The sequence below is a fragment of the Enterococcus sp. AAFC-DPL-6103 genome (assembly GCF_058216595.1).
Map to the genome: position 1 here is coordinate 1,801,837 of NZ_CM177102.1, position 12,106 is coordinate 1,813,942.

A 12,106-nucleotide genomic window follows, 5' to 3' on the forward strand; every position below is an offset into this window, starting at 1 on the left:
TGCTTTTCGCTCCTTAGCTCATTCTTCTTGTTAATGATAGCTTATTTTTTCGGCTTAAGAAAGAAGAAATCTGCAAACCGCTTACTTTTGTTCAAATTGTTCATGCGCATTGGTGACAACTGCTGAAATATCAATTGTCGGGCTCATAGTTCCTTTACCAGAAACTTTTTGGAGATGTGCTAGAAATTCAATATTTCCTTCGCCACCTGTAATTGGTGAAAAACTCAATTCTAAGACATCATAGCCACTCTCCATTGCAAAAGCTAAGGTATCTTCTATTACTTTTTGATGTGTCTGAGCATTCCGGACAATCCCATTTTTCCCTACTGCTTCTCTCCCAGCTTCAAATTGAGGTTTGATCAACGTAACTACTTCTCCGTGATCTGCCAAAATCGCATGTAACGGTGGCAACATTAGTTTGAGTGAAATAAAAGATACATCAATCACTGCTACCTCTGGTACACCTTGTTCGAAGTCTTCTGGTTTTGAATAGCGGAAGTTAACACGTTCCATCACAACTACTCGTGGATCTTGACGAATTTTCCAAGCAAGTTGATTGTAGCCAACATCTAAGGCATAGCTCATCTTTGCCCCGTTTTGTAACGCTGCATCAGTGAATCCTCCTGTAGAAGCACCAATATCTAATAACACTTTATCTTGAACAGTCAGGTCAAAAACTTTTAACGCTTTTTCTAGCTTAAGGCCCCCACGAGAAACATAGGGCAATTTTTTCCCCTTGATTTTCAGTTCATTCGTAACAGGAATCTTTTCCCCCGGTTTGTCAAAACGTTCATTTTTTTCGTTATAAATCAAACCAGCCATAACCGAGCGTTTTGCTTGTTCTCTGGTTTCAAATAGTCCTTGTTTAACGGCTAAAACGTCTACACGTTCTTTTTCCATTTTTTTCCTCATTTCTCTATATCAAATTGTTTAATTAATTGACGTAGCAGATCACCATCAAACACTAAAACATCTTTTTCCAACTGTGTAACTAATTCCTTTGCTTGTTGGATTTCGTTTGCTAAAGCTTCATACGTTTTTTCAATTCCTAACAAACGTGGATACGTATTTTTTCCTTCTTGCGCATCCTTGCCAGCAGTTTTACCTAATTTTTCGGTTGTGCTCACCACATCTAATAAATCATCCCGTATTTGAAAAGCAAGGCCAAGATGTCCAGCCAATTTTTGTAAACAAAGTAGAACTTCTTCAGGTTGATTGGCTAAAACACCACCTGCTAACAACGCATAACGAATCAAACGACCCGTTTTTCGTTCATGGACAAAGGCAAGTTCGTCTATAGTCAATTCTTGCTTTTCACCTAAAATATCTGCCGTTTGTCCAGCAACCATTCCTTGAGCTCCACTACTACTTGCCAATTGTTGAATAAGCAATAATTTTTTCGAAGGTTCTAGTTGTGTCAAACTAATCAATTGAAAGGCACCCGTCAACAGGCCATCGCCAGCCAAAATAGCAATTGCTTCACCAAAAATTTTATGGTTTGTTGGTTTTCCTCTACGTAGATCATCATTATCCATTGCAGGTAGATCATCATGGATCAATGAATACGTATGGACCATTTCAAGAGCACCTGCTACTTGATACATCGGAGTGGTCAATGTTTCGCCAAAAGAATTTATTGCTGCTAAAAGCAGTAATGGTCTAATTCGCTTCCCACCAGCATTAATCGAATAAAGCATACTTTCTTTCAGCGTTTCATCACTTGTATATTCCATTAAAAATTGGGTGATTTCTTGTTCAACTATCGGCAAATTAGTTGCTGTAAATTTGGTTAATTGCATCAAGCTTCCTCGCTCTCACCAAAAACGACTTCTTCCTCTGTTTCAGTCATCATTTTAGTCAAAGTTTCTTCTGCTTTTGCTAATGTATCTTGACATTGCTTACTTAGCTCCATCCCGCGTTTAAATGCATCCAATGCTTTTTCCAGTGGGACATCGCCTTGTTCTAATTGTACGACGATTTTTTCTAATTCTTGCAATGATTCTTCAAATGTTGGATTTTCCATCGGTTATTCTCCTTCTTCGATTTCTTGGACTTTTGTAATAACTCGCCCATCTTGATAGTGAACAGTCAGTAGTTCTCCTTGTTGGACCTCTGTCACACTCTTAGCTACTTGATTAGTAGGTAATGTCGTATAGCTATACCCTCGCCCCATGATTTTCAGCGGACTTAGTAAATCAAGTAATTGAACAGCTGTTTGAAAATGATTTTTTTGTTGTTGCATATATTGTTCCATTTTTTCTTTCAAACGTTGCTGTAGATAATCTGTTTCTTGTTTAGCTGTTTTTATCCGATAATCAGGAGCTACCTGTTCGAGTTGGTGATTAAGAGAAATAACTTGCTTTTCCTTTTCATAATACACTTGTTGTGCAGCTTGTTGTAACCGTTGCTTGAAGTGGTCTAACTTAATCGTTTGTCCCTCATATAGTCGTTCTGGTTGCCTGAAGACATAAGACTGCTTCAAATGTTCAAAACGTTGTTGCTTCGTTTGGATTTGACGCGAAAAAGCCTGCTCTAAACGGGCTTGGCGTTCATTGATTTTCAACAAAACTTCTGATAATACCGGCACCGCTAATTCAGCCGCTGCCGTTGGTGTAGCAGCACGCACATCCGCAACTAAGTCAGCAATTGTTGTATCTGTTTCGTGTCCGACAGAAGAGATAATTGGCGTATTTGCCGCATAGATTGCCCTAGCAACCCGTTCTTCATTAAAAGGCCAAAGATCTTCAATCGATCCCCCGCCCCGGCCAATAATCATCGTATCAAAATTCCCCAGAGCTTCCACTCGTCCAATATTTTTCACCACATCGTCTGCTGCTTGGTTTCCTTGAACCACAGTAGGAAACAATACTAACTGAGCAATTGGATAACGCCTCTTTACCGTCGTAATGATATCTCGAATAACTGCACCACTAGGACTAGTTAGGACAGCAATTCGTTTAGGAAAACGCGGTAATGGTTTTTTTGGTCCTTGGAACAGACCTTCTTTCATCAACTTATCTTTTCTTTCTTCTAACGCTTGATACAACGCACCGATACCATCTGGTTCCATATGCTCCACATAGATTTGATAAGAGCCACCAGCTTCATAAAGTGAAATTCGACCGACAACGAGAACTTTCATTCCTTCCTTTGGTTGAAATTTCAGTTTTTGAAACGCGCCTTTAAACATAATTGCCGAGATTTTTGCATGATCGTCTTTCAAGCTGAAGTATTGATGTGCGTTTGCCCGCAGGCGAAAGTTAGAAATTTCACCAGTCAGATATACTCGTTCCAAATAAGGATCTAAATCAAACTTTCTTTTTAGATATTTAGTCAACGAGGTTACTGTTAAATATTCTTGTGCCATTTATTCACCTGCTCCAAAAGCTTTGGCAGACTTAACTGTTTGATACATCAGCATCGTGATCGTCATGGGTCCAACCCCTCGAGGTACTGGCGTAATATAGCTTGCTAACGGCTCAACTTCATCAAATTTGACATCTCCAATTAGCTTGCCTGCTTCATTTCGATTCATCCCTACATCAATCACTACTGCCCCAGGTTTAATAAATTCTTTTGTTACAAAATGACCGCGTCCAATCGCAACAACTAAAATATCCGCTTCGCGAGCAAGCGCTGGTAAGTCTTTTGTTTTTGAATGCGCAATGGTGACTGTCGCATCTGCCATCAATAATAGCTGCCCCATTGGTTTACCAACAATATTGCTGCGCCCAATCACTACTGCACGCTTTCCAGCAGGATCAATTGAATAAGCTTCAAACATTTTCATGATCCCATATGGTGTGCAGGGGATCATATCTGGATCACCAGCAAATAAACGTCCAAGGTTCATCGGATGGAAGCCATCGACATCTTTTTCAGGTTGGATTGCCAATAATACTTTTTCTTCGTTGATATGTTTTGGTAAAGGTAATTGTACTAAGATTCCATGGAACAATGGATCTTGATTATATTTTTCAATTTCTAAAAGTAATTCTTCTTCAGAAATGGTTTCTGGATAACGTTCTACTTTTGAGTGGATACCAATTTCTTTTGCAACACGTTCTTTATTTCGAACATAAACTTGACTCGCTTGGTTTTCTCCCACTAATAAAACGACTAGGCCAGGATGGATACCAACTTCATTGAGTTCATGCACTTTTTCGGCAATTTCTGTTTGCATTTTTTCTGCTAATTCTTTTCCATTGATTGTGACTGCCATATAACCACTCCCTGAACTTTTTGTCTTTTTATTCTACCATATAATTTGATTACCCAATAACAATGATTTTTATTTCTCAAAAAAAAGCTAGGGCCTATGCCCCAGCTTCCATTTCATTTAAAATATTGGATAATACGCCGTTTACGAATTTACGTGAACGATCGTCACTAAATGTTTTCGTTAACTCTATTGCTTCATTTAAGGCAACTGGAGCAGGCACATCTGTCACATATTTCATTTCAAAAATTGCAATACGCAAAATCACTAAATCCATTTTTGAAATTCGATTGATACGCCAATTATTTTTCAAATGTTTTTCAATCGTTTGATCTAATTCATCTTTCTTCGCACACACACCACCAACTAGTGTGTCCAGATAAACCGGAACAAACTCCGATTCTTCTTCATTGATCAAGTCACGCTGATCTAACTCAATGGCATGCATGATTGCGTCTTCTTTTGTTAAATCTGCATTGAAATCTAGTGGAAACAGTGCTTGCAACGCCATTTCACGAATCTTATGTCTCGATATTTCTTTATTCATTTTCGTCCTCATCGTCTTCAAAAAGTTCTTCCAGTACGGGTTGTTCTAATTTTTCAGGTACCACTGCTACCACGTGAACATTCACTTCAGCTAAAGCAATGTCTGTCATAAATAAAACTTGTTGGACTACACGCTCTTGCATATCCATCGCTACTTTAGGAACAGATACTCCATATTCTAAATAGCAATAAATATCCACTTTCAAGCCATCTTCTTCATTTGCAAGATAGACACCTTTACCATGAGCTGCACGACCTAATAATTCAGTCACATTGCTAGCAAAAGTACCACGCATGCCATAGACACCTTCTACTTTAGATGCTGCAATCCCAATAATTACTTCAATTACTTCAGGAGCAATAACAATTTCTCCTAAGTCTTGATTTGCGTTTAAGACAAGATTTTTTTCATCTGCCATTTTTCTTCCTCCTTTTACCTAAGCACGAGATACATATGAACCGTCTCCGGTATTAACAATCAGTTTATCTCCTTGGTTCACAAAGAAAGGTACATTAACCGTTAACCCAGTTTCCATAATTGCTGGTTTCGTCCCACCAGAAGATGTGTCTCCCTTGATGTTTGGATCTGTTTCAGCAACCTCAAGGATAACTGTATTGGGTAACTCAAGACCTAAAATTTCTGCGTCGTACATGATAATGTTAACTTCCATATTTTCCAAAATATACTTCAATTCATCTTTAATCTGTTCTTCAGGAATTTCAATTTGTTCATAAGTTTCTAAATCCATGAACACATGGCTTCCTGCACTTTCATAAAGATATTGCATTTTTCGATTGCTGATTTGAGCCTTTGCTACTTTTTCACCAGCACGAAAAGTTTTTTCCTGTACGCCGCCTGTACGCAAGTTTTTTAATTTTGAACGAACAAATGCAGCGCCTTTTCCTGGTTTGACATGTTGGAACTCAATTACCCGCCAAATTCCACCATCCACTTCAATTGTTAATCCTGTTTTGAAATCATTTACAGAAATCATAAATAGCCTCCTAATTCTTTACGGAGAAAAACTCCCAGCTCTGCTATCTTCTACATGCGTAAAAGTCCTTCTATAGTGTATCACTAAATCTAGCTATTTTCTATAACAAAAGTCGGTGCGTTAAACAGGAAAAGAAATTTTTAAACATCAGGTGAAACTATAGAATAATCAATTCTTTTGGCGAATGAGTCAACACTCGATTCCCCTCTTTTGTGATTAGCAAATCATCTTCAATCCGCACGCCACCAATTCCTGGTAAGTAAATTCCTGGTTCATCTGTGATGACATTTCCAGGAACAAATTGTTTTTCTGCCCGAGCAGAAACATTCGGACCTTCATGGATTTCTAACCCGATACCATGACCAGTTGAATGACCAAACGCTTCGCCGTATCCTTGTTTTGTAATGTAGTCACGAGCTACTGCATCTAATTGGATTCCTGTTAATCCAGGTTTAGCTGCATCTAAGACTGCTAACTGTGCATCTAGTACGATTTGATAGATTTCTTTTAATTTCTCGCCAGGATCACCAATGGCAAATGTTCGAGTCATATCAGAAACATACCCTTGATAATAACAACCAAAGTCTAGTGTGATCAAGTCACCTTGTTCAATTACTTTGTCACTTGCTACACCATGAGGCATAGCTGAGCGCAAACCACTAGCAACAATCGTATCAAAAGAAACACTTGTTGCACCTAACGAACGCATGTAGAAATCCACTTGATTTGCTACTTCGATTTCAGTCATTCCCGGGCGAATCATCTTTAGAATATGATCATAAGCCATATCGGCAATGCTACATGCTTTTTCAATGATTGAGATTTCTTCTTCATCTTTTACTTCACGTAATTCTTCAATCATTCCACTAACTGGAATCAATTCTGCATTGATAATTTCTTCTAACACTGAGTATTCTAGGAAAGATACCGTTGTTTCTTCAAACGCTAAAGCATTTAGGTTTTCTCTCTTTACTAAATCAGCCACTTCATCAAAAATCGGGCCAACATTTTTTATAATTTCAAAGCCTTGTGCTTGGCTAGCAGCTTGTTCTGTGTAACGAAAATCTGTAATAAAGAACGCTTTGTCCAATGTGATAACTGCTAAACCAGTAGTGCCTGTGAAATTGGTCAAGTAACGAAGGTTATAGGGACTTGTAACTAAAAATGAATCTAAATTTTCTGCTTGCATTTTTTTGCGGAGTTTTTCAACACGTACCATCATCAATAAAATCCTTCTTTCTTTACTTTCTTTTTTCTATTATAGCAAATTATTATTGTTTCTCGTACGAATATGAATGAAAAAAATTTGTTAACTTTCTTTCCCTAAGAAAAAGAAAAAAGAACTTGCTTAGCAAATGCTAGACAAATTCTTTTGCAACAAAAAGTAATCACTTACTTGCTTTGTTTATTTAAAAGCTTATGCTTTTTTTCCAAAGAAAAATGAAACAACTGCAACTAAAATAACTGCACCTAAAATTGAAGGTACAATCGCCATACCCGCAGCGCTTGGTCCCCAATTGCCAAAAATCGCTTGACCAATGCTTGAACCAATCAATCCTGCGATGATATTTGTAATGCAGCCCATTGAATTTCCTCTATTTGTGATGGCGCCCGCAATTGCTCCAATGATTGCGCCAACGATCAATGTCCATAACCAACCCATAATCTAACCTCCTTCTTTACAAAATAATTTTATCATACTGATTTTCTTACAAGCAAATGATTGGATTTTACTGTGCAGATGATAGCAAAAAAACGAGTGATTTTTCTGTTAAGAAAAATCACTCGTTTTTTTATTTTCGTTTAAAAATGTTCTTAACGCCTCTCTTAACAACATCCAATAAACTCAAAGATTTAACCATATGATCAGGATCTACGTAGTTACGGATGGCTCTCAAAACAACTTTTGGTTTCTTTGCTGAAAAAGAATACGTTCCATTTCGTTTTGTTTGAATGGCAAAACGAGGAATCCATTTTCCTTTGAACATCACAGAAGCAATGACATAATCTACTTCCTCCCAAGGAATCTGAACAAACTTACGCGCATCTCTTTCATTGTAAAATTCAAACCCTTTGTCACCAATCATGATTTTCCCATATTCGGTAATTCCTAAATAAGAAGTAGCATTGACTGTTAAATCGACTTTTGTATTGATTGATTGTACCATGCTAATATTTACTCCATTCAAGTTATTCTCTGCTTTATCATAACAAAGCGTTCTTCTCTATCATTATAATTATAGACATTTCTAAAAAATAAAGCAACGCAGAATGAAATCACCAAACTTGTCAATTTTTTGAGAAAAATTCGCTAAAACTATCAAAAAATTCAATAAGTTCTTTTTCTGTTATTACTTGAAAATCTGGTTGCTCAGCACTCAAACTTGCTGTACAGATACATCCATTAAGAAAAACAAATGGATGAAGATAGACTTCCTGAATAACTGTGTCTTTTAGTTCACTATTATTGTAAATCAATTCTGTTGCCGGTGAAGAGTACCAGTCTTCGTTATATAATTTACTGATTGCTTCTTTGGCAGTCCAAAAAACCACTTTTAAAAAATCATCTTTAGTAACTTGAATTTTTTCTTTTTTTGAAAAGGATTCATCTATGATTATCTCGTCAATATTCGATTCTATTTCACAGTCGACGCCGATATTTTCATTTGAAATGCCGACACTCACCAATCCATTTGTATGAGAAATTGAAATCTGACAATCTGTCTCTTGCAAATAAGGCTTGCCATTGACACCTCTACTGATTTCACCTACTATTTTTTTATTTGCTAAACAAAGTAATACATAGGCTAACGCCGAACGGTATTGATCTTCTTTTCTATAAAAATGACAGACATAATCATATCGCATAGGTGCAACGACTCTTACAAAAGTCATTACTTCTTCAAACAACATGGTATTAATTGGAGCAATCAATATGCGTTTCATTTTTCAGAGTCTCCTATGGGAGTAAGTTGAAGAAGCTTTTTGATGATCGAAGCAGTCTCTTCCTCAACAAATAAATAATCATGTCTTGAAAAGACATCGATGATACGATTATTACTAAATAGTTGATCGATTTGTTCATCACTTAAAGGACGTTCTTCAACCATACTCCGTATAAAAATAGTTGGCACTGTCAATGCTTTAGGTTTATAGTGAACTAAATCTTGAAACACCTCATGGTTATTTTTAATTAAGCGTTCTGTTGTAATATTTTTTTGATCTTTATTTTTAAAAATGTGGGTTTCTTCAAAATATTTGCGATAATAGCCAGTTTTTTCTCTTGTTCGTGCCAAATCAATATCTTCTTGGCTTAAATAGAATGGCGAATCTAAAATAATCAACTCAGTAACTTCTTTATGATTTTTATTTTCCATCATTTGGTGACAAATTTCACTTGCAACCACACCACCGTAGCTCCATCCCATCAGTTTAATCTGACCGATCTTTTTTTCTGGAATAAAGGTTGCAATAAGTTCACTGTAGTACTTGGCAATGTTTTCAATTCCATCAATTCGTTCGTCTGAGGTAAGTAAGTTATGAGGTTCAATGACATAGATAGGAAAATCTGGCGCAATAATTTTTTCAAACAAAGGGCGATAGACATCACTACCTGTATTTCCTGAATGAACAATGAATAGGCCCGGATTATCCTTCATTTCAGCTGTTCTAGGTACAAAGGTATAAATCGATTGAAAATTATTTTCCTTTACTAATAATTTAGCCATATCACTGAGCTTACTTTGTTTATGCAATTCAACAAAGTTCACTTTTTGATTTCTATCTTGTAAAATTTTCACGCCTAATTCCATGATTTGTAAGGAACTAGCACCTAATTTTTTAAAGTCGCTTTCAAAACTAATGTTTTCTTCGTCTATATTTAAAATCTGTGCCCAAGCTGTTGTTAAATATGCTTCGATAGTTGCTTGGTTCGTACTAATGTGACGTTGAATGTCCCTGTCTACTCGTTCTGATAGCTCAGAAAAAAGTTGATTTTCGTCTGTTTTTCCATTGCCGTTAAGTGGTAACGAGTCTATTTGAATCAATCTAGTAGGTATCATCACATCAGATAAATATTGATTCAGTTGCTCAAGTATCAATTGTTCATTCTCACATTTTTCACTAGTAATCCAACAGTAAATACGATTCTTTCTGACGGTTACATAACTTTGTTGGAGCTGAGGAAGAACCTTTTGTAAAGCTTCTTCAATTTCTGCTAAGTCAATTCGTACACCATTTATTTTGTATTGTCGGTCGCGTCTACCAAGATAGTCGATTTCACCTGATGGTAAGATTCGTGCAAAGTCTCCTGTACGGTATCCTCTAACTTTTTCATTATTTGAATTTTCTACAGTTATAAATGTTTTTGAAGTAGCATCTGGATTAAAATAATAGCCTTTTGCAACTTGTGGACCATAAATAAAGAGCTCACCAACCTCTCCTATAGCAAGGGATTCATTCTTTTCCCCTAATATCAATGCGTTCATCCGATAGACTGGCTTACCAATCGTGATTTTTTTATCCGTAGATTTCATTTCTTTAATAGTTGCAGCCCCGCATTCAGTATTCCCATAAACATTGAAAATTTTATATGATACCTTACTTAAATCGATATTAGGGAATCTTTGACCTGAAAAAGTTAATATTCTTAAGCTAGGAATCGTCATGCGCTTAACTATTTGTTCCCCAATCACTGCTGTAGTGTTCATAAATGTAATTGAATGTTTGACTAAGTACGCTTCTAGCATATTTAAATCATGACGAATCTGCTCATTCACTACATAAAGTGTGGCACCAGAGTAAAGTGTCGAAAAAAGTTCAATATAACTGATTGCAAATGAATAAGGTGTATATGCTGCTACTCTATCCTTTATACTAATTTCAAATTCATTTTTTTCCCAAATCACTGTATTCATCACATTTTCTCTAGGAATCTCTACAGCTTTTGGGATTCCTGTAGAACCAGACGTAAAATAAATTGCCCAAGCATTGGTGTTTTTTATTTTATTTTGGTCAATTTTTTGGACATGATAGTTTCCGTTTTTTATAGAAATAATTGCTGTTGCTTGCGCTGTTTCAATCATTTGATTAAGTCGTTCTTTAGGTTGGGTGATATCTTGTGGGATAAAAGTCACAGACATTTTTGTTAATGCCAAGACTATAATCGGAAAGTAAACACCTCTTGTTACCTGAAGTGCGACACATTGATCTTCAAGTTGATATTCTTTTAGTAATCGAATCGTCGCTTCTATTTTTTCTTTCATTTCAAGATAAGTAAACTCATTTTCATCATCAACCAAGGCGATTTGATTGGGTATTGTATCTGCATAATCAAATATTTGTTCTAAAAAATCCTTTGATTCGGCCATCATCTATTTCCTCCTACTCGTTCGATCTTAACAAAAAATAGTTTTGGAGCTGATTTTCCCTGATTAGCTTCCGGTATTCATTATCATTTCTAAAATACGTGGATTTTTCACATCAAATTCTGTTTCAGCAAAATAATAATTGATTTGTGCTACTAGATTAGGTGCATTAGGATCTAGTTGTAGCGCAAAAGCCACTTTCGATTTTTCACTGTCAGAAATCGTATTACTTGCGTTCATCAGCGCGGCAGCAATAAACGCTTCATCTGCATCAACATTATTACTTTTGGCTAACTCTAAAGAATGATTTGTCCTGTCAAATATCTTTTCAAATTCGCAAATAATTTCATTTAGAAAATATTTTTTTCGTATTTCTGGTGTAATTTCGACAGTTTCTTCATTCGTTAGTGTATTCCGGTCTAAAAATGGAAAAGTTTGATTCTGTATATAATATCCGTAGCTTCTTCTCAAAAATGGATGGATCACATATAAATCTGATTGCCATAGCCATTCTAGAAAGTACTTGCAACCTTCGTCTAATGATTGTTCAAGTGCTTTTAATAATCCCGTCAAATATGGTGGTTTGCCATTTCGATCCCAATGTATTTTGTCAGCTATAAAAACGATTTTTACTAATGAAGAAGCCTCATCGATACAAGTCGTATGGTAAAGTATGGCATTCAATATTTCTGGATCTTCAATTTGAAATAAATTTCGAGCAAAAAATTCTCCTTGTTTTGCATGAACAAGCATTGGAACCATTTTTTCTTCTTCAAAAAGCGGAATATGATAAAGCTGGGCTATTTCAACTCGATCACTATCAGGAATAGCTCCCCCTAAATCATGGAGAACACCTGCGATAAAAGCACGTTTAGCATCCACTTCATATTTTTTTGCTAACTCATATGAAACTTTCCCCACGCCAATTGCGTGGAGAAAGTTTTCTGTCACTGGGCTCAAAAAACTTCTTTCTTTCATAG

At 36.3% G+C, this 12,106-nt stretch carries 14 protein-coding genes; all 14 read right to left on the bottom strand.

Annotation, left to right across the window (positions count from 1 at the left end):
- Positions 1–81: 81 nt before the first annotated feature.
- Complete coding sequence (locus tag AC4BC3_RS08660) at positions 82–900, bottom strand: TlyA family RNA methyltransferase (RefSeq protein ID WP_490466285.1); 819 nt, start codon at positions 898–900, stop codon at positions 82–84.
- Between the two features lie 8 nt (positions 901–908).
- Entirely contained in the window at positions 909–1,799 is an 891-nt protein-coding gene (locus AC4BC3_RS08665; RefSeq protein ID WP_490466286.1) for a polyprenyl synthetase family protein, read from the bottom strand.
- The gene (locus tag AC4BC3_RS08670; protein WP_206911037.1) at positions 1,799–2,023 is read right to left on the bottom strand and encodes an exodeoxyribonuclease VII small subunit; all 225 of its coding nucleotides are present in this window, start codon (positions 2,021–2,023) and stop codon (positions 1,799–1,801) included. Before AC4BC3_RS08670 ends, AC4BC3_RS08665 begins: the two co-directional genes overlap by 1 nt.
- A gap of 3 nt (positions 2,024–2,026) precedes the next feature.
- Entirely contained in the window at positions 2,027–3,367 is a 1,341-nt protein-coding gene (xseA, locus tag AC4BC3_RS08675; protein WP_490466287.1) for an exodeoxyribonuclease VII large subunit, read from the bottom strand.
- Positions 3,368–4,222: a bifunctional methylenetetrahydrofolate dehydrogenase/methenyltetrahydrofolate cyclohydrolase gene (locus tag AC4BC3_RS08680; RefSeq protein ID WP_490466288.1), complete on the bottom strand. Its 855-nt coding sequence runs from the start codon at positions 4,220–4,222 to the stop codon at positions 3,368–3,370. It abuts the gene before it with no gap.
- A gap of 94 nt (positions 4,223–4,316) precedes the next feature.
- A complete protein-coding gene (gene nusB / locus AC4BC3_RS08685) occupies positions 4,317–4,766 on the bottom strand; it encodes a transcription antitermination factor NusB (protein ID WP_206911033.1) in 450 nt (149 codons plus the stop codon).
- Positions 4,759–5,184 (bottom strand): Asp23/Gls24 family envelope stress response protein, encoded by a 426-nt coding sequence (locus AC4BC3_RS08690; protein WP_206911032.1) that lies wholly within the window; start codon positions 5,182–5,184, stop codon positions 4,759–4,761. The genes nusB and AC4BC3_RS08690 overlap by 8 nt, the downstream gene beginning before the upstream one ends.
- A gap of 18 nt (positions 5,185–5,202) precedes the next feature.
- Positions 5,203–5,760 carry an elongation factor P gene (gene efp / locus AC4BC3_RS08695; protein ID WP_206911031.1) on the bottom strand — a complete coding sequence of 186 codons (558 nt, stop codon included), beginning with the start codon at positions 5,758–5,760 and terminating at the stop codon, positions 5,203–5,205.
- 157 nt (positions 5,761–5,917) lie between these two features.
- On the bottom strand, positions 5,918–6,982 hold the full coding sequence (locus tag AC4BC3_RS08700; RefSeq protein WP_206911030.1) for a M24 family metallopeptidase: 1,065 nt from the start codon (positions 6,980–6,982) through the stop codon (positions 5,918–5,920).
- Positions 6,983–7,177: 195 nt separating this feature from the next.
- Entirely contained in the window at positions 7,178–7,423 is a 246-nt protein-coding gene (locus AC4BC3_RS08705) for a GlsB/YeaQ/YmgE family stress response membrane protein (protein ID WP_490466289.1), read from the bottom strand.
- Positions 7,424–7,553: 130 nt separating this feature from the next.
- The gene (locus AC4BC3_RS08710; protein WP_206909914.1) at positions 7,554–7,928 is read right to left on the bottom strand and encodes a DUF956 family protein; all 375 of its coding nucleotides are present in this window, start codon (positions 7,926–7,928) and stop codon (positions 7,554–7,556) included.
- A gap of 121 nt (positions 7,929–8,049) precedes the next feature.
- The gene (locus AC4BC3_RS08715; RefSeq protein WP_206909915.1) at positions 8,050–8,706 is read right to left on the bottom strand and encodes a 4'-phosphopantetheinyl transferase family protein; all 657 of its coding nucleotides are present in this window, start codon (positions 8,704–8,706) and stop codon (positions 8,050–8,052) included.
- On the bottom strand, positions 8,703–11,129 hold the full coding sequence (locus AC4BC3_RS08720; protein ID WP_490466290.1) for a non-ribosomal peptide synthetase family protein: 2,427 nt from the start codon (positions 11,127–11,129) through the stop codon (positions 8,703–8,705). The genes AC4BC3_RS08715 and AC4BC3_RS08720 overlap by 4 nt, the downstream gene beginning before the upstream one ends.
- Positions 11,130–11,192: 63 nt before the next feature.
- Positions 11,193–12,104, bottom strand: coding sequence for a bis(5'-nucleosyl)-tetraphosphatase (symmetrical) YqeK (gene yqeK, locus AC4BC3_RS08725; protein ID WP_490466291.1), 912 nt, complete (start codon positions 12,102–12,104; stop codon positions 11,193–11,195).
- Positions 12,105–12,106: the final 2 nt, after the last annotated feature.

Excerpts from the sequence above, each read along its gene's own strand:
- AC4BC3_RS08720 (WP_490466290.1), bottom strand. The coding sequence starts at position 11,129 with ATGGCCGAATCAAAGGATTTTTTAGAACAAATATTTGATTATGCAGAT.
- AC4BC3_RS08710 (WP_206909914.1), bottom strand. The coding sequence starts at position 7,928 with ATGGTACAATCAATCAATACAAAAGTCGATTTAACAGTCAATGCTACT.
- efp (WP_206911031.1), bottom strand. The coding sequence starts at position 5,760 with ATGATTTCTGTAAATGATTTCAAAACAGGATTAACAATTGAAGTGGAT.
- AC4BC3_RS08705 (WP_490466289.1), bottom strand. The coding sequence starts at position 7,423 with ATGGGTTGGTTATGGACATTGATCGTTGGCGCAATCATTGGAGCAATT.
- AC4BC3_RS08715 (WP_206909915.1), bottom strand. The coding sequence starts at position 8,706 with ATGAAACGCATATTGATTGCTCCAATTAATACCATGTTGTTTGAAGAA.
- AC4BC3_RS08660 (WP_490466285.1), bottom strand. The coding sequence starts at position 900 with ATGGAAAAAGAACGTGTAGACGTTTTAGCCGTTAAACAAGGACTATTT.
- AC4BC3_RS08690 (WP_206911032.1), bottom strand. The coding sequence starts at position 5,184 with ATGGCAGATGAAAAAAATCTTGTCTTAAACGCAAATCAAGACTTAGGA.
- AC4BC3_RS08665 (WP_490466286.1), bottom strand. The coding sequence starts at position 1,799 with ATGCAATTAACCAAATTTACAGCAACTAATTTGCCGATAGTTGAACAA.
- nusB (WP_206911033.1), bottom strand. The coding sequence starts at position 4,766 with ATGAATAAAGAAATATCGAGACATAAGATTCGTGAAATGGCGTTGCAA.
- xseA (WP_490466287.1), bottom strand. The coding sequence starts at position 3,367 with ATGGCACAAGAATATTTAACAGTAACCTCGTTGACTAAATATCTAAAA.
- AC4BC3_RS08680 (WP_490466288.1), bottom strand. The coding sequence starts at position 4,222 with ATGGCAGTCACAATCAATGGAAAAGAATTAGCAGAAAAAATGCAAACA.
- AC4BC3_RS08700 (WP_206911030.1), bottom strand. The coding sequence starts at position 6,982 with ATGATGGTACGTGTTGAAAAACTCCGCAAAAAAATGCAAGCAGAAAAT.
- yqeK (WP_490466291.1), bottom strand. The coding sequence starts at position 12,104 with ATGAAAGAAAGAAGTTTTTTGAGCCCAGTGACAGAAAACTTTCTCCAC.
- AC4BC3_RS08670 (WP_206911037.1), bottom strand. The coding sequence starts at position 2,023 with ATGGAAAATCCAACATTTGAAGAATCATTGCAAGAATTAGAAAAAATC.